This window comes from Streptomyces sp. NPDC031274 (genome assembly GCF_055570235.1).
In genome coordinates, this window is the sequence record NZ_JBVIHP010000002.1 from 344,882 (window position 1) to 361,707 (window position 16,826).

At 70.6% G+C, this 16,826-nt stretch carries 17 protein-coding genes; 4 read left to right on the forward strand and 13 right to left on the reverse strand.

What is annotated here, in order from left to right:
* The first annotated feature begins 10 nt into the window (after positions 1-10).
* The 4 genes from ACZ5CR_RS04455 to ACZ5CR_RS04470 are packed head-to-tail and all read left to right on the forward strand — an operon-like array spanning position 11 to position 2,929.
* Positions 11-472 (forward strand): ribose-5-phosphate isomerase, encoded by a 462-nt coding sequence (locus ACZ5CR_RS04455; protein ID WP_468853447.1) that lies wholly within the window; start codon positions 11-13, stop codon positions 470-472.
* Positions 472-1,242 carry a triose-phosphate isomerase family protein gene (locus tag ACZ5CR_RS04460; protein ID WP_468853450.1) on the forward strand — a complete coding sequence of 257 codons (771 nt, stop codon included), beginning with the start codon at positions 472-474 and terminating at the stop codon, positions 1,240-1,242. Before ACZ5CR_RS04455 ends, ACZ5CR_RS04460 begins: the two co-directional genes overlap by 1 nt.
* The gene (locus tag ACZ5CR_RS04465; protein WP_468853452.1) at positions 1,242-2,054 is read left to right on the forward strand and encodes a sugar phosphate isomerase/epimerase family protein; all 813 of its coding nucleotides are present in this window, start codon (positions 1,242-1,244) and stop codon (positions 2,052-2,054) included. Before ACZ5CR_RS04460 ends, ACZ5CR_RS04465 begins: the two co-directional genes overlap by 1 nt.
* On the forward strand, positions 2,054-2,929 hold the full coding sequence (locus tag ACZ5CR_RS04470; protein ID WP_468853454.1) for a phosphogluconate dehydrogenase C-terminal domain-containing protein: 876 nt from the start codon (positions 2,054-2,056) through the stop codon (positions 2,927-2,929). Before ACZ5CR_RS04465 ends, ACZ5CR_RS04470 begins: the two co-directional genes overlap by 1 nt.
* A 38-nt stretch (positions 2,930-2,967) precedes the next feature.
* Here the strand turns inward: ACZ5CR_RS04470 and ACZ5CR_RS04475 are convergent, their stop codons facing one another.
* From ACZ5CR_RS04475 to ACZ5CR_RS04535, 13 genes are all read right to left on the reverse strand, one after another.
* Positions 2,968-4,059 (reverse strand): mechanosensitive ion channel family protein, encoded by a 1,092-nt coding sequence (locus ACZ5CR_RS04475; protein WP_468853892.1) that lies wholly within the window; start codon positions 4,057-4,059, stop codon positions 2,968-2,970.
* 162 nt (positions 4,060-4,221) lie between these two features.
* Positions 4,222-5,034 carry an SAM-dependent methyltransferase gene (locus ACZ5CR_RS04480; protein WP_468853455.1) on the reverse strand — a complete coding sequence of 271 codons (813 nt, stop codon included), beginning with the start codon at positions 5,032-5,034 and terminating at the stop codon, positions 4,222-4,224.
* 89 nt (positions 5,035-5,123) lie between these two features.
* Positions 5,124-5,861 (reverse strand): maleate cis-trans isomerase family protein, encoded by a 738-nt coding sequence (locus tag ACZ5CR_RS04485; RefSeq protein WP_468853894.1) that lies wholly within the window; start codon positions 5,859-5,861, stop codon positions 5,124-5,126.
* Positions 5,862-5,941: 80 nt separating this feature from the next.
* Entirely contained in the window at positions 5,942-6,433 is a 492-nt protein-coding gene (locus tag ACZ5CR_RS04490; protein ID WP_468853456.1) for a MarR family winged helix-turn-helix transcriptional regulator, read from the reverse strand.
* 39 nt (positions 6,434-6,472) lie between these two features.
* Positions 6,473-7,321 carry an alpha/beta fold hydrolase gene (locus ACZ5CR_RS04495; protein ID WP_468853457.1) on the reverse strand — a complete coding sequence of 283 codons (849 nt, stop codon included), beginning with the start codon at positions 7,319-7,321 and terminating at the stop codon, positions 6,473-6,475.
* Positions 7,318-7,980, reverse strand: coding sequence for an isochorismatase family protein (locus ACZ5CR_RS04500; RefSeq protein ID WP_468853896.1), 663 nt, complete (start codon positions 7,978-7,980; stop codon positions 7,318-7,320). The genes ACZ5CR_RS04495 and ACZ5CR_RS04500 overlap by 4 nt, the downstream gene beginning before the upstream one ends.
* Positions 7,974-8,675 carry an SRPBCC family protein gene (locus ACZ5CR_RS04505; protein ID WP_468853459.1) on the reverse strand — a complete coding sequence of 234 codons (702 nt, stop codon included), beginning with the start codon at positions 8,673-8,675 and terminating at the stop codon, positions 7,974-7,976. The genes ACZ5CR_RS04500 and ACZ5CR_RS04505 overlap by 7 nt, the downstream gene beginning before the upstream one ends.
* The gene (locus ACZ5CR_RS04510) at positions 8,675-9,199 is read right to left on the reverse strand and encodes a (2Fe-2S)-binding protein (protein WP_468853460.1); all 525 of its coding nucleotides are present in this window, start codon (positions 9,197-9,199) and stop codon (positions 8,675-8,677) included. Before ACZ5CR_RS04510 ends, ACZ5CR_RS04505 begins: the two co-directional genes overlap by 1 nt.
* Positions 9,196-11,556, reverse strand: coding sequence for a xanthine dehydrogenase family protein molybdopterin-binding subunit (locus tag ACZ5CR_RS04515; protein WP_468853461.1), 2,361 nt, complete (start codon positions 11,554-11,556; stop codon positions 9,196-9,198). Before ACZ5CR_RS04515 ends, ACZ5CR_RS04510 begins: the two co-directional genes overlap by 4 nt.
* Positions 11,553-12,401 (reverse strand): FAD binding domain-containing protein, encoded by an 849-nt coding sequence (locus ACZ5CR_RS04520; protein WP_468853462.1) that lies wholly within the window; start codon positions 12,399-12,401, stop codon positions 11,553-11,555. The genes ACZ5CR_RS04515 and ACZ5CR_RS04520 overlap by 4 nt, the downstream gene beginning before the upstream one ends.
* Positions 12,402-12,490: 89 nt before the next feature.
* The gene (locus ACZ5CR_RS04525; RefSeq protein ID WP_468853463.1) at positions 12,491-13,888 is read right to left on the reverse strand and encodes an MFS transporter; all 1,398 of its coding nucleotides are present in this window, start codon (positions 13,886-13,888) and stop codon (positions 12,491-12,493) included.
* Between the two features lie 86 nt (positions 13,889-13,974).
* Positions 13,975-15,246, reverse strand: a complete 1,272-nt coding sequence (locus ACZ5CR_RS04530; RefSeq protein ID WP_468853464.1) for an FAD-dependent monooxygenase — start codon at positions 15,244-15,246, stop codon at positions 13,975-13,977.
* A 49-nt stretch (positions 15,247-15,295) separates the two neighbouring features.
* Positions 15,296-16,327: a 2,5-dihydroxypyridine 5,6-dioxygenase NicX family protein gene (locus tag ACZ5CR_RS04535; protein WP_468853466.1), complete on the reverse strand. Its 1,032-nt coding sequence runs from the start codon at positions 16,325-16,327 to the stop codon at positions 15,296-15,298.
* Between the last annotated feature and the right edge of the window lie 499 nt (positions 16,328-16,826).

Here is a 16,826-nt window from a genome sequence, read left to right on the forward strand (position 1 = left end):
GAAGAGAGCCATGACCGAGAAGCTCCGTGTCGTCGTCGGCTGCGACGACGCCGGTTACCAGTACAAGGAAGCCCTCAAGCAGGACCTCCAGGGCAGTGACCTGGTCGCCTCCGTCACCGACGTGGGCGTGGACGCCGACGGGCACACCGCCTACCCCAAGGTCGCCATCGCCGCCGCCGAGATGATCGCGCGCGGCGAGGCCGACCGCGCCCTCCTGGTGTGCGGCACCGGGCTCGGCGTCGCGATCGCCGCCAACAAGGTGAAGGGGGTGCGCGCGGTCACGGCGCACGACTCGTTCTCCGTGGAGCGCGCGATCCTCTCCAACAACGCCCAGGTGCTCACCTTCGGGCAGCGCGTCGTCGGCATCGAGCTGGCCCGCCGGCTGGCCGCCGAGTGGCTGACCTACCGCTTCGACGAGACCTCGCCGTCCGCCGCCAAGGTGCGGCTGATGAGCGACTACGAGGCCGCCTGATGCCCGCGGCACCGGTCACCATCGGGGTGAGCCTGAAGATGTACTTCGGGCACACCCAGACCCTCAACTGGGCCCGCCGCCTGGCCCGCACGGCCGACCGGCACCCCGCCGTCACCAGCGGCGCGGCCCGCCTCTTCGTCCTGCCCGCCTTCCCCGCGATCGTCCCGGTCGCCGGGATCCTGGCCGGGTCCGGCGTCGCGGTCGGCGCCCAGGACATCGCCACCGAGGACGTGGGCCCGTACACCGGCGAGGTCTCGGGCCCCTTCCTCAAGGAGATCGGCTGCCGCTACGCCGAGGTCGGTCACGCCGAGCGCCGCCGCCTCTACGGCGAGGGCGACACCGTCGTCGCCGCCAAGACGGCCGCCGCCCTGCGCAACGGCCTCACCCCGGTCCTGTGCGTCGGCGAACTCGACCCGGTCACCCCGGACGAGGCGGCCCGCCGCACGGTCGCCGAGGCCGAACGGCTGCTGCACGGAACAACCGGCGAGGTCGTCCTCGCCTACGAGCCGCAGTGGGCGATCGGCGCCGCGGAGCCCGCGTCCGCCGAGCACATCGCCACGGTGTGCGCCGCCCTGACCCACTGGCTCGACGGACGCCCCGCGCACACCGGCTCGACCGTCATCTACGGCGGCAGCGCGGGCCCCGGCCTGCTCACCCGGCTCGGCCAGGACGTCGGCGGCCTCTTCCTGGGCCGTTTCGCCCACGACCCGGCCGCCGTCGCGTCCATCCTCGACGAGGTCATCGCCAACTCTCCCGCGGAGGTGGCGTGATGGCGTACGGCATCAGCACCTACGCGTACTTCTGGCGCATCTCCGAGCGTGCCCCGCGGCCCATGACGCTGCCGGACATGCTGCGCGACACCCGTGCCCTGGGCGGCCAGGTCTTCCAGATCTGCGACTACCCCGAGATCGAGACGTACGACGCCGCGCAGCTCGCCGACGTCCGCGCCATCGCCGACGAACTCGGCCTGACGCTGGAGCTCGGCACCCGCGGCGTACGGCCCGATCACCTGCTCAAGTACCTCGACATGGCACGGCGGTTGGGTGTCACGCTCGTCCGCTCCATGATGAACACCGCCTCCCACCGGCCCACTCCCGCCGAGGCCGGCACGCTGCTCCGGGAGAGCGTGCCCGCGTACGAGGCGGCCGGGGTGAGGCTCGGCCTCGAGACGTACGAGCAGGTCTCCACGGACGACCTGCTCACCGTCGTCCGCGGTGTCGCGAGCCCGCACCTGGGCGTCGTCCTCGACCCCGGCAACAGCGTGGCCCGCCTGGAGCGTCCCACCGACGTGGTCGCGGCGACCGCGCCGTACGTCGTGAACATCCACGTCAAGGACTTCGCCTTCACCCGCCGCGACGGCTGGGTCGGCTTCACCTACGCCGGCTGTCCGCTCGGCACCGGCCTCCTCGACCACGACGGCATGATCGCCGCGGTCGACGGGGCACGTCAGCCGGGCGCCCCCGGCGTGAACCAGATCGTGGAGCACTGGCTCCCGTGGCAGGACGGCGGCTTCGACGCCACGGCCCGGCTCGAACACCAGTGGACGCAGCACAGCATCAGCACACTTCTGAGGAGCGAGTAATGGCCACCGAGATTCAGACCGAGGTCGACGTGAAGACCGTCGCCGTCATCGGGGCCGCCGGCAAGATGGGCCAGCGTGTCTCCAACAACCTGGTGGAGAGCGGCTTCCGGGTCCTCTTCTCCGAGGCGTCCGCCAAGGGCCAGGAGCTCATCCGCGGCCTCGGCCGTGAGCTGACCGAGTCCACGGACGCCGTCGGGGAGGCGGACGTCGTGATCCTCGCCGTCCCGGACATCGTGCTCGGCAGCGTCTCCGCCGAGCTCGTCCCGCTGATGAGGTCCGGCGCCGTCGTCCTCACCCTCGACCCGGCCGCGGCCTACGCGGGCCTGCTCTTCGAGCGCGAGGACATCCACTACGCGTGCGCCCACCCCTGCCACCCCTCCGTCTTCCTGGAGCGCACCACCAAGGAGGAGTGGCAGGACACGTTCGGCGGGATCGCCGCACCTCAGGAGGTCGTCGCCGCCTACGAAGGCGGCGACGAGGCCAAGCGGGAGCTCGCCGACTCCGTGATCCGGGTGATGTACGCGCCGGTCGTCGACGTGCACTGGGTGACCGTCAAGCAGCTCGCCGTCCTGGAGCCGACCCTCGTCGAGACCATCGCCTGCATGGTCGGCGCGCTGCTCACCGAGGCGCTGCACGAGACCGTGCACACCGTCGGAGTCCCCGAGAAGGCCGCCCGCGCGATGCTGCTCGGCCACACCCAGGTGGCGCTCGCCAACACCCTCAAGGGCTCCAACCCGTTCTCCGACGCGTGCCTGATCGCGATGGACTACGGCCGTGAGTCGATCGTGCGCGACGACTGGAAGAAGGTCTTCGACGACGAGGAGCTCGACAAGGTCATCACGCGGATGCTGAAGATCAAGGAGATCAAGCGCTGATCCGCTGATTCCGCCCGTCGGTGCCGGGGCGCTGTGCGCTACGGCACCGACTTCGTCGGCACGACGGCCTCACGCTGATGCGGGATCAAGCCCGGCGGCAGCTCGCCCTGCTGGACGTTCACCGTCCTGACCGGGGCGGGCACCCTGATGCCCTCGGCGCGGTAGCGCTGGTGGAGCTGCTTGATGAACTCGTGCTTGATGCGGTACTGGTCGCTGAACTCGCCGACGCCCAGGATCACCGTGAAGCTGATCCTGGAATCGCCGAACGTGTGGAAGCGCACGGCCGGTTCGTGCTCGGGAAGGGCGCCGTCGACGTCCGTCATGATGCTCTCCACGACCTCGGTCGTGACGCGCTCGACCTGCTCCAGATCGCTGTCGTAGCTGACGCCGACCTGGACCATGATCGACAGGTCCTGCTCGGGGCGGCTGAAGTTGGTCATGTTCGTGCCCGCGAGCTGGGCGTTGGGGATGATGACGAGGTTGTTCGACAGCTGACGCACCACCGTGTTGCGCCAGTTGATGTCGACGACGTAGCCCTCCTCGCCGCTGCTGAGCTTGATGTAGTCGCCCGGCTGCACCGTCTTGGCCGCCAGGATGTGTACGCCCGCGAAGAGGTTGGCCAGGGTGTCCTGCAAGGCCAGGGCCACCGCGAGGCCGCCGACGCCGAGGGCCGTGAGCAGCGGGGCGATGGAGACGCCGAGCGTCTGCAGGACGACGAGGAAGCCCATCGCGAGCACGACCACGCGGGTGATGTTGACGAAGATCGTCGCCGAGGCCGCGACGCCCGACCGGGACTGTGCGACGGACTTCACCAGGGTGGTGACCACGCGGGCCGCCGTGAGGGTCCCGGCGAGGACGAGCAGGGCGGTCAGCGTCATCGAGACGTTGCGGCCGGTCCTGGGAGTGAGCGGCAGCGCGGCCGCGGCGACGGCCGCGCCCGCGGTTATCGCCGCGCAGGGAACCAGGGTGCGCACGGCGTCGACGATGACGTCATCGCCGCTCCACCGGGTCCTGCTGGCCCGTTCGCCCAGCCACCGCAGGATCATGCGCAGCAGCAGACCCGCCGCGATGCCTACGGCCACCGCGATACCGGCGGTGATCAGGTCGTGCCATGTGAGGGCTCGCTCCATCAGTTCCTTCTCCAGGTCGTACGGGTGCACCGGACGTATGTTCGTGTCCGGTGCGAGCGTCATCCTGCCCCATGGGTGCGGCACCGTTGCCGGGGGCCCGAACTCAGCCTGCCGTCAACTCACCGCCCGCAGGGCGATTTCCGGCATCCCGATCACCACCTGCTACGGCTTGCGCGCCACCCCCGCGTACATCGGCACCGACGTCCCGTCCCTGACCTCGTCGACGCCGAGCTCCTGATGCCAGTCCGGCGCCCACACGATGCCGGGGTCGAGGAGCTCAAGGTCCTCGAAGAACCGCTCCACCTCGGCCCGCGCGCGCGGCGCGAGCGTGACACCCCCCGCCTTGTACATCTCCACCGCCTGTCGCGTCCGCTCCGGATCGAAGTCGGCGGAGATCTGGGACAGGACCAGGTGGCTGCCCGGAGCGAGGGCGGCCACGAGCTCCTGTACGACGTCGTACGCACCGTCGTCATCGCTGATGAAGTGCAGCAGCGCGATCAGTGAAAGGGCGATCGGCTGCGTGAAGTCCAGGACGCCCTCCGCCTGTTCGAGGATCTTGTCCGGCTCGCGCGCGTCCACCTGGAGGAACTCCGTCGCCCCCTCGGCCGTCCCCACCAGCAGCGTCTCCGCGTGTGCGAGCACCGTCGGATCGTTGTCCACGTACACGACGCGTGCCTCGGGGGCCGCCGACTGGGCGATGCGGTGGAGGTTCGGCTCGGTGGGGATCCCGGCGCCGACGTCCAGGAACTGGCGAATTCCGGCCTCTCCCGCCAAGTGGCGCGTGGCGCGCTGCATGAACCAACGGTTGTGCTGCGCACAGTACTTGGCCTGCGGTTCGAGCGACACGATCTGAAGCCCGAGCTCTTCGTCCACCGGATAGTTGTCCTTACCGCCCAGGTACCAGTCGTAGACCCGGGCGGGGTGTGCCTTGCTGGTGTCGATCGGGTGGGTGGAGGGCGGCGGGATCACGGTCATGCGTCAACTCCCAGGGATGGGACTGGCGTTCAGACGGACTTCGCGTGCGTCCGTTCATCGTGTCATCGTGCCCGCTCGGTCCCCCGCGCTCAAGAACCACTCGGGTCCCGGAGCAGACTGCCCGCGCCCGGCACATGCGGCGAAAGCCCCAGCTCGGTCAGGACGCGGTACGCCGTCGCGGTGGCCGCCGACAGGACGGGAAGGCCCGCCGCGTCCTCCACCGCCTGGATCGACGCGAGCGAAGGCATCTGCACACACGCCGAGAGGACGAGCGCGTCGGCGCGGCCCAGATCCACCCGCCGCCAGTGGTCGCGCAGGTCGGCGGGGTCGAGCCGGGCGACCGCCAGATTGTCCGGCACCTCCAGGCTGAGCGCGTCCACGACCTCGATCCCGGCATCCTCGATGTAGTCGACGACCAACTGGGTGAGCGGCTTCATGTACGGGGTGATGATCGCGACCCGCGCCGCGCCGAGCGCCTTGATGCCGTCGAGCAGGGCGCCCGCGCTGGAGATCACCGGCGCCTGCGCGCCCTCGGAGCGCAGCGCGGCGGTGATCTCGTCCTCCGCCGTGCAGTGGTGTCCCGGACCCTGCGCCATGATCGCGACGAGGCAGGCGGTGGCGACCACGTCCGGCCTGGCGTCGGCGAGTTCGAGCGCGGCCCGCTCGGTCTGCGCGTTCATGGCCTTCAGCTGCTCGGGCGTCACGTGCTTCATCCGCATCCGGCTGCTGTGGAAGACGAACCGGTCCTGCGGGGCCACGGACTCGCGGTCGCGCAGCATGCGCGGCAGCTCCGTTTCCATCGTCAGATTCGAGCTGGGCACGATCATGCCGATGTGGTGGTCGGTCGCTGTCGTCGCGGTCACTGCCACGGGATCCTCCGGATGTTCTCGTACGGCGATGCGTACGGCTACGAGTCCTCGGTCAGCCCCTCCCAGTGATCGGCGAGGGACGTGAGGAGGTGCATGACTTCTTCGCGCCGCTCGCCGTCGAAGGGCTCAAGGAGCCGCTCGTCGAGGTCGCGGGCGCGACGGTTGGAGTCGCGGAGAGTGCGCTCACCCTCCTCGGTCAGATAGAGCAGCTTGCGGCGGCCGTCGTCGGCCGCCGTCCTGCGCAGGAGCAGTCCCCGGTTCTCCAGGCGGCGTGCCACGTCCGCCATCGTCGACGTGTCCAGGGCCACCGCCGACGCCATCGACCGCTGGTCGCGGCCGGGCGAGGCGTCCACGGCCTGCAGCACGGCGAACTGCGGTCCGGTGAGCGTCGGGTCCACCGCGCGGATCCAGACCGCGAGATACGCCTGGTAGAGGCGCCGGACCTGGTATCCGGGAGCGGCGGTGAGGGCAGCGGGCGGCCCGGGCGGCCCTGACGTCGTAGCCGTGGTGGGGGAGGTTTCGTCAGCCATGGGGCCCACTTAAGCACGGGGATTGATCGGTTCGGACGGTCAGGTCAGCATCGGGCGCAGCGCCTCGCGCAGGGCGGTGAGGGCGGCGCGTCCGCTGTCCCAGAACAGCATGTGACCCGCGTCCGGGATGCTGCCGAGTACGGCCGACGGGTGCAGCCGCGCGGCCTCGGCGGCGCCCGCCGCGGTGACGACGGGGCTGTCCGCGCCGTACAGGAGCGCCGTGGGTCCCGGCACCGAGGGCCACCAGTCGAAGAAGTCCTCGGTCTCGAAGCCGCGATGGGTGGCGGCGATCGCCGACGCGTCGCAGCTGGCCAGCCAGCGGGCGCGCAGCTCCTGCTCCCTGCGCGGCCAGCGCGGCCAGGACTGGGCCACCTCGTCCGCGTCGGTGCCGCGCGCGGCCTGCGCCAACTGGTCGAGGAAGGCCTCCAGGGGCGTGGGGTAGGGCCCGCGTCCGGGGCCGCTCATCGGCGGGTCCCCGAGCACCGTGCCGCGCAGCGCCACCTTGCCGCGGACCGCCGTCACCGCGGCGATGCGCGCACCCATGGAGTGCCCGAACAGGACCGGACGGTCGAGGCCGAGCCCCGTGACGACGGCTTCGACGTCCTCGGCGTACTCCTCCAGGGAGTAGGAGCCGCCGCCGTCGGAGAGCCCGCGCCCCCGGACGTCCAGCACCAACGGGCGTACGACATCCGTCAGTTCACGTGCCACGAAGTCCATCGTGACGGCGGGGCTCGTGATGCCGGGCAGGACGAGGAGCGGGGCGCCGGGGCCGCCGTAGTCGAGGAGGTGGAGCCGTGTGGCGCCCGAGCGGACCCAGCGGCTGGTGGCGGGGACATCGGCCAGGTCGGCCAGGGCGGACTGTGCCAGACAGCGGTCGGGCGGGGTCATGCGGTCCTCCTTGCGTGCGTGAGGGTGCCGAGGTAGCCGACTGCATCTTCGAGGTCGATGACGTCGCCGTACTTGGCCTGGATGTCGAAGAGGCTCGCCTCGTGCGGTCCCTCGGCGCGGTCGCCGACACACGCGCGCGGCACGAGCACCGAGAAACCGCTCTGCACGGCGTCGACCGTGCTCGCCCGCACACAGCCGCTCGTCGTCGCCCCGCACACCAGGACCGTGTCGCAGCCGAGACCGGTGAGCAGGGCGGCCAGCGAGGTCCCGAAGAAGGCCGAAGCGCCCTTCTTCACGACCATCAAGTCCTGGGGGTCGCGCGGGAGTCGGGGATCGAGCGCGACCTCGTCGCCGCCCTCGACGAGCGATCGCATGCCCTGTGCCTTCCGCAGCCAGGTCACGGCGTCGCCCGCGGCCTCGGCGGGTGTGTAGGAGATCGAGGTGAAGATGACGGGCACGTCGGCCGGGCGCCCGCTCTCGATCAACTCGCCCACCGCGCCCACCACATCGGTCAGATCCGCCCCGGAGGGGAACCCGTCCTCGGTGAAGCCGCGTGTCAGGTCGACGACGAGGATGGCGGGGCGGTTGCCCCTGCGCACGGGCGCGCCGAATCCGGCTCGTTCGTAGGTACGTTCCGTCTCCTGGCCGTAGTTCACGATGCCCTCCTCAGCGCGCGCAGCTCCCGTGCCTGGGAACCGAGGCGGCCGAGCAGCCAGCCTTCGAAGAGGCCGAAGGCGAAGGCGCCGGCGACGGCGCCGTACTTGACGGCGGCCGGACCGAGCAGCATGGAGAGGCCGTCGAGTTCGGCTTCCGCCGGGGCGGGCGCGGGGCGGGTGGCCCGGGGAGCCGTGGAGGGAAGGCCGAGAGAGCCGGAAGAGCCGGAGGAAGAAGCGGCCGGTGCCGGTGTCCGGTCCTGATCGAGCAGGCTCCCCAGATTCCGCGCGAACTGCTGCAGGATCCGGTCGGACACCGTCGCGATGGCACCCTTCCCGAACTGCGCGATCTTGCCGCGTATCACCAGATCCGTGGAGATCTGGAGCAGCGCGCCCTCCGGCGCCGCGAGCACTTCGAGCGCGACCTCGGCCTCCGCGTCGCCGCTCCCATGGGTGTCGGCCCCGCGCGCCTGGACCCGCAGCCGCCGCCCCTGCGGGTCGACCTCCAGGAAGCGGACCGTACCGGCGTACGCGGCGCTGATCGGGCCTACCTTGATCTTCACGGAGCCCTGCCAGGCGTCTGCGTCGCGCCCTTCCAGCGCAGCGCCCGGCATGCACGAGGCGACCCGCTCGACGTCGTTCATCAGGGCGAAGACCTCGTCCGGTGAGGCCTTGACCGGGACCGAGTTGGTGAGTTGCATCAGGACTCCTTGGGGCAGCGCCGGGCGACGGCGCACCCGTCGATCGCCTCGACGATGGTCTGGTAGCCGGTGCACCGGCAGAGGTTGGAGGCGACGACCTCGCGGATCTCGTCCTTGGTCGCCTCGGGCCGTTCGGCGAGGAAGCCCTCGGCGAGCATCAGGAAGCCGGGGGTGCAGAAGCCGCACTGCAAGCCGTGATGCTCGCTGAACGACCGTTGCAGGTCGTTCAGTTCGGCCCCGTCCGACAGCGATTCGACGGTACGGATCCGGGCGCCCTCGGCCTGCGCCGCGAACATCAGACACGCGCGTACGGGCCGGTCGTCGACCAGGATCGTGCACGCGCCGCAGATGCCGTGCTCGCATCCGACATGGGTGCCGGTCAGGCGCAGATCGTGCCGGAGCACGTCCACCAGGGTGCGGCGGGGCTCGGTGATCACTTCGTGCCGTTCCCCGTTGACGTCGAGCGTGAGCAGCAGAACGTCGCTGGCGTCGCCGGTGGTGGTCAGGTGGCCGGTGTCGGTCATGAGGAGAGCTCCAGGTTCAGGGCGCGGTGCACCGTCTCCGGGGTGATGGGGGTGTGGTCGAGTTCGACGCCCGTGGGCAGCAGCGCGTCATTGACCGCGTTGAGCACGGCGGCCGGCGCCCCGATGGTGCCGCCCTCGCCCGCGCCCTTCGCGCCGGTCTCCGTGAACGCGCACGGCGTCTCCAGGTGATGGATGAGGACGTCGGGGATCTCATGGGCGGTGGGCACCTTGTAGTCCATGAAGCTGGTCGCCGACGGTTCGCCCTGGGCGTCGTACGTCACCTGCTCGAAGAGCGCGCCCGCGATGCCCTGCGCTATGCCGCCCCGGCACTGCCCCTCCACGACCTGCGGGTTGATCGCCACACCGCAGTCCTCGACGCAGACGTACCGCAGGATCTCCACCTGCCCCGTGCCTTCGTGGAGTTCGACGACCACGCCGTGGGTGGCGTTCGAGAAGGTGCCGTCGTTGAAGACGTCGAAGGTGGCGGTGGCGCTCAGGCCCGGCTCGATGTCCTTGGGCAGCAAGTGCGCCTGGAGATAGGCGGTATCGGCCAGTTCCTCGTAGGTGAGGCTCGCGCCGTCGCGGCGCCGTACCGTCCCCACCCCGAGCTCCACGTCCTCAGGGCCGACCTCCCAGCGCGCCGCGGCGATCCGGCACAGCTTCTCTCCGAGCTTCGCCGCCGCGAGCCGTACCGCGCTGCCACCCACCGTGATGGAGCGGCTCGCGAAGGTGCCCCAGCCGTAGGTGACGCGCTCGGTGTCGCCCTGATGGAGTTTCACCTTGCCGATGTCCAGGCCCAGTTCGTCGGCGACGATCTGCGCCATCGTCGTCTCGTGACTCTGCCCGTGGCTCATCGTGCCGGTGGTGACGGTCACCGCGCCGCTGGTGTCCATCCGGACCTCGGAGATGTCGAAGCCGGGGACGACCCGCATCTTGCGCTGGGCGAAGGCCTTGGAGCCGTAGCCGGTGCGCTCGCTGAAGCAGGAGTAGCCGATGCCGATGTGCCGCCCTCGCGCCGCCGCCTCCGAGCGCTTCTCGTACCAGCCCTCGTCCTTGACCAACCGCTCGCACAGGTTCAGCGACTCCAGATAGGAGCCCGGGTCGTACGTGATGCTGTTGACGCCCGTGTACGGGAACTCGGTGATGACGTTGCGGCGGCGGATCTCCACGGCGTCCAGGCCCAGTTCACGGGCGGCCCGCTCGAAGAGCCGCTCCACCACCATCACGTACTGCGGACGGCTCACCCCCCGATAGGGAGCGGTGGGGGCCTTGTTGGTGGTGACCGCCCGGCCGCGCACCCGGTAGGCGGGCACTTTGTAGACGCCGGGCATCTCGGCCGCCGCCATCAGCGGCTCGATGCCCGCCGTGAACGGGTAGCAGGAGTAGGCGCCCATGTCGCACACCACATCGGCGTCCAGGCCGAGGATCCTGCCCTGCTCGTCGAAGGCGGCGCGCACGTCGTAGTGCTGTTCGCGGGCGAGGAAGGAGGCGGACAGCGCGTCCTTGCGGTCCTCGATCCACTTCACCGGCCTGCGAAGGCGCAGTGCGGCCGCCGCGGCGGCGATCTCCTCGCGCCCGACGACACACTTCTGGCCGAATCCGCCGCCCATGTCGGGCACCACGACCCGCACCGCTCGTTCGTCGAGGCGCAGACAGCGGGACGCCACCGTGCGCACCTGGTGCGGGACTTGGGTGCAGGTCTGCAGGACGAGCTGTTCCTCGCGATCGTCCCAGTGGGCGACGACGCCGCGCGTCTCCAGGGGGAGTGCGTTCTGTCGACCGGTCCGTGACGCGACGTCGACGACGCAGGCGGCGGAGTCGAAGATCTCGTCGATGCCGTCGGTGGCGAAGAGCGAGACGTCCACGAGGGTGTTGTGCGCGGCCTCTTCGTGGACGAGAGGCGCGTCGGGCGCGAGGGCCGCCTCTTCCGAGGTGACCGGGGGCAGGGGCGCGTAGCTCACCTTGGCCGCCTCCAGGCCGTCCTCCGCCGCGTACGCGTTCCGTGCCACGACGATCGCGACGGGCTCTCCGACATAGCGGACCCGGTCGCGGGCCAGGACGGGCATCGCGGTCGGCACGAACTCCGAGAGCGGGCGGCCGAGCTGGGCGGTGATGTCGGTCAGCTCCAGATCGTCGGCCGTGAATGCCGCGACGACGCCCGGCACATCACGTACCGCTGTCAGGTCGATCGACGTGATCTCGCCGTGCGCGACCGTGCTGCGGACGAACTGGGCGTGCAGCATGCCCGGCAGCGCGATGTCGTCGACGAACCTGCCGCGCCCGGTGAGCAGCCGCGGATCCTCGCGCCGCGCCACGGACCTGCCGACCAACTGACCGTCTTTTCCCGCTTTGTTCATCGGGTCTTCGCCTCCTCACAGGCACGCAGGACCAGCGTGCGGACGAGTTGCTTGCGGTAGTGCGTGCTGCCGGACGCGTCGGCCGGGGGATCGACCGCGTCCGCCGCCGCGGCCGCGCACTCGGCGAACGATCCGCCGTCCGCGAGGACCGCCTCCGCCTGAGGCACGCGCACCACGGCGGCGGCGACCCCGCCGAGCGCCACGCGCCCGCCGCGTACCGCACCGCCCGCGACGTCGAGGTCCACGACCGCGGAGACGAGCGCGAAGTCCCCCTGCCGCTCGGCGAATTCGGTGAGCGCGGCGTGCGGTGCGGGGCGCGGGAAGACGATCTCGACGAGGATCTCGTCGAAGTCGATCGCGGTGGTGTAGTAGCCGAGGAAGAAGTCCCCGGCCGCGATCCGGCGCTCGCCGCGCGGCCCGCGGACCACGAACTCGGCGTCAAGGGCGAGGGCGAGCAGACACCACTCGGCGGTGGCGTCGGCGTGCGCGACGCTGCCGCCGACCGTGCCACGGGTACGGATCGGCAGATGCCCGATCCACGGCATGGCATCGCGCAGCACACCGAAGTCCGCGCCGATCCGCCCCGCCGGGTCCCTCTCCACCGTGTGGTGGGTGGTGAGCGCCCCTATGCGCAGCCCGCCCGCCGCGTCCGTGCGCACCCCGTCGAGCTCCCGCAGAGCGGCTATGTCGACCAGGTGCCGGGGCCGGGCGAGCCGGAAGTTCATCATCGCGACCAGGCTCTGGCCGCCGGCGACGACCTTGGCGTCGTCACCGAGCTCGGCGAGCAGCCGCGTGGCGCCGTCGAGGTCGCGGGCCCGGTGATAGGCGAAGGGGGCGGGCTTCATGGTCCTCCTGTCGTACGTAGGGGTGCGCGGGGGAGCAAGGCGTGCGGGCGCCGCAGGGATGCGCGGGGGAGCAGGGCGGTGCGGGCCGCTCAGAGCGCCGCCTGCTCGGGGACCGGCAGCGGTGCCGCGGGATGCGGCGACTCCTCGTCGCCGTCCAGCTCCCGGCCCTTCGTCTCCGGCGCCGCCACCGCCATCCACACGACGGCCACCAGGACGGTCCCGCCGAGCACGGCGAACGTCAGCGGAAGCCCGAGCACCGGCCACATCACCGAGCCGAAGAGCAGCGGTGCGAACCCGGTGAGTGCCCTGCTGACCGATGAGGCCCAGCCGAAGCCGCTGGCCCGCAGGGGAGTGGGGTAGAGCTCGGAGACGTACGCGTACAGGGCGGGGATGGCCAGCTGGGCCAGGAAGCCGAAGATGCCGATGGCCACGACCGAGCCGGTCGGCAGGTCCCGCACCAGCGCGAACACCACCAGGGCGAGCGAGGCGACCGGGGCCGAGACGCCGATCAGCCACTTGCGGCCGACGAGGTCGACCAGGGCGGTGGAGACGAGGACGCCGACGATGCCGACGCCGCTCATCAGGGTGGTGCTCATGAACGCGGCCGTGTCGCCCTGGCCCTCCTCCTTGAGGATCGAGGGCATCCAGCTCAGCGCCGCGTAGTAGACGAGCATGATCGTGGCGAAGAGCAGCCAGGCCGCCGATGTGATGCGCGGGCTGAAGGCCCAGATGCGGCGCAGCTGGTCGACGGCGGCGCCCACGCCGCGCGGGCCTTCGTCCGCCACCGGCTCGGGGATGACGTAGGGCTCCACGGGTGCGCCCGTCCGTGCCACCAGGTCGTCGATGACCTTCCGGGCCTCGGCCTCGCGGCCCTTCTTCGTCAGATAGATCGGCGACTCGGGGATGCCGCGCCGGGCCCAGAAGAGCAGCAGCGCGGGCAGGACCATCGTCGCCAGCATCCACCGCCAGTTGCCGTCGAGCGTCAGCATCGCCGTCGAGACGAGCCCGCACAGCGTCACGCCCACCGGCCACCACGCGTCGAGCGCGGTCAGGATCCTGCCCCGGTACTTGCGCGGCGAGAACTCGCCCACCAGGGCGTAGTCCACGGGGATACAGCCGCCGAGCCCCACACCCGCGAGGAACCGCAGCGCGAGGAAGACCGGATACGTCGGCGCGAGCGCGCCGAACACCGAGAACAGGGCGAAGATCAGCAGCGTGACGCTGAAGGCCTTCTTCCGGCCGATACGGTCGGCGACCGCGCCCCAGGCGACGGCGCCCACGGCCATCCCCACCAGGTTCGCGGTGGCGACGAGCCCGCGCTCACTGAGCGAGAGGTCGAAATGCTTGCCGAGGAGCGGCATGAGGAAGCCGTTCAAGGCGATGTCGTACGCGTCGAAGAGGTAGCCGAGGCCACCGATGATGAAGATCTTGCCCTGGACCGACCACCTCCAGGGAAGGTCCTGAACGATCTGATCGCCTGTTTTCACGTTCGCTCCACGGGGTCGTGTCGGGGACGTTCTGCGGCGCTCGCGGGTGCCGGGTCAGCGGATGTGCAGGGGGGTGCAGGGGGGAATCAGCGTGTGAACTGGTACGAGAACGCGCCGAGATCGGGGTCGGCGAGCGGGCTGCCGCCCCAGAGCCAGTCGTAGGAAAGATCGGACTCGCCGTCGAAGTTCCGCCGGAGCTTCTCGTCCCTCGCCTGCTGCTCGGGGCCGTCGGGGAAGTGGTAGAAGGTCTTGTTCTGCAGCGAGGCGTCCTGGACCATCCCCGCGTGCTTGGCGCGCCGGTCGACATAGCGGCGCAGTGCTCCCTCGATGCCGTCCGCCGTGACCGCGCCCAGTTCCTCGGCGAGCACCGCGGCGTCCTCCATGGCCTGCGAAGCGCCCTGCGCCTGGTAGGGGAGCATCGCGTGGCAGGCATCGCCGAGCAGGGCGACCCGGCCGTCCTGCCACACCGGGTCGCGGCGCCGGTGGTAGAGCGCGAAGCAGGAGACGTCCTCCTTCGCCTTGGAGAGCATCGCGGGGACGCGGTCGTCCCAGCCGGGGAAGGCGTCGACGAGGTCCTGCGCGGTGGCGGCGACGGACCACTTCTCGGCCACCTCGTCCGTGCAGGGCACGCAGGCCACGATGTTGAGGTACTCGCCGCCGCGGATCATGTAGTGCACCAGATGGCGGTCGGGTCCGTACCAGATCGTGGACTGGTAGCGGTCGACCAGCCAGCGCGTCGCCGGGTCGGCCGCGATCAAGTCGCCCGGTATGAGGGCCCGGTAGGCCATCTCGCCGGAGAACTGCAGGGTGTCCGGGGCGCCCATCAGGTCGCGCACCTGAGAGCGGATGCCGTCGGCGCCGATGACGGCGTCGGACACGTACCGCCGCCCGTCGTCCGTGATCGCCACCGGGCGCGCGGGGTCCGTACGGTCGAGCTCGGCGACCTTGCTCGCCGTGTGCAGCGCGACGACGGGGCCAGGACCCGCAGGGTCGACGCAGGCGTCCATGAGGACGCGGTGCAGATCGGCCCGGTGGTAGTGCCAGTACGGCGCGTTGAACTCTTCCTTGCAGCGTCGGCCGAGGGAGGTGAGGCCGACGACGCTGCCGTCCTTCCAGCGCCGCCGCACCTGGTCGAGCGGTTCGGTGTGGATGGCTTCCAGCTGCCGGCGCAGGCCGAGGCCGAGCAGGACGCGGCTGGCGTTGGGAGCCGTCTGGATACCCGCGCCCACCTCGCCGAGCTGCGGGGCCTGTTCGAGCACGGTGACCCGCAGGCCGCGGTGCCGCAGCGCAAGGGCGGCGGTCAGGCCACCGAGGCCGCCTCCGACGACGGTGACTTCGTACGACTGGCTGGACGCCACGCTTCCTCCATCTTGCTTGCACGATCGGGCAGTTGACGCGCGGAGCGGGTCAGCGCTCGGTGAGACGGCCGCCCGTGACGACCTCGGTGTCGTCGACCCGGACCGTGCAGCCGCGCATGGCGATGTCGAGATGCGCGTACGACTCGCGGCCGAGGACGGGGTGCGGTCCCGTGGACCACAGGAAGTTCCCGGCGAAGGCGCGGGCGTCCATGCCCATCAGGTCGTCCTTGCCATACATCGCGGTGGCGAACCAGTCGGCCGTACGCATCAGACCCCAACCCATGTGCGAGAGGCTGCGCGCCCACTGATCGTCCGCGTCCTCGAAGAACGTGTTCAGGAGCTCGGCCTCGGCGCCGCCCGACACCTTCTCGATCTGCCCGCCCGAGATCTGCAGGGTCACGGGCTGACGCACGTACTCCTTGAAGGGCAGCAGGATGTCTCCCTCGGCGAGCACGATCTGCCCGTCGGAGATCTCCGGCCAGGCGAGCACCATGGTGCTCGGCCAGTGGTCCCAGCGGCCCGGATCGTCGGCGAAGCCGCACTGGAACTCGGGCTTGGAACCCGTGAGTTGCACGGTCAGATCCGTGCCCGCGTCCGAGGTGACCTTCATGACGGCCGACCGCTTGAGCAGCTGGACGCCTTCGAGCACCTCGTCCTTGTCGGACTCCTTGGGCAGATTGCGGATGAGCACGTCGGGTGCGTCGCAGACGAAGATGATGCGGGTTCCGGCGCGCAGGATCTCCTGCTGTACCGGCGCGTGGATGAAGCCTTCGCGGGTGATGTCGACGACCAGATCGGCGGACTTGAGCAGGTCCTGCGCGGTGGTGTCGTTGAGCACGGAGACGAGGCCCGGGCCCGCGCCGGTGTGGGTGCTCGGCATCGGCGCGGGACTGCCGCCGGGGACGGTCGCGGCGATGACATGGGCGCCGCACGCCTTCGCGGCGCCGAACGCCGCCGCCACGTAGTCGCCGCGGCTGCCGGGCTCGGAGAGGACGACGACGTGCTCGCCCTCGGTGAGCTTGCACAGTCGCAGTTCGCGGGTGAACGCGTCGAGCAGATCGACGGACGAAAGATCGAACACGGGGGGTCCCTTCTTTCGGGCTCTTTCGGGCTGCCGCAGGCAAACGGGCAGCACGACTCCGGACACTTCGTGCGAGGGAAAATGGGGGTATGGGGCAGGAGGGCAGACAGGCTTCACCGGCCCGCCGTACAGGGTCTGAACTGCGGATACGAGGCGGTGGGTGACCGCCCGACAGAGATAATCCGAACACGTACGATCTCCCTTGGCAAGGGGTCGCGCACGGAGTTAACACCGGTCTTTCCTGATGAACCGTCAGCGAAATGCCGTCCCGTACCGGCTGACCTCGACTTCGTCACCGACGGCTGTCCGGCGGTCGCCCGGGGGTGCTCGGGGGATGCCGTTACATCCCGGTAAACCGCCCCGCGGTCGGGCCCGCCCTCGACAATTCCGTCCGCGTGAAGGGGGTTCCTCATCGGGCAGAGATATGAAAGTGTCCTCCCAAATCTCCGGGAGCAGCGGAAGACCCACAGGTCAACAGGGCTGCCACGGCCTCGACATG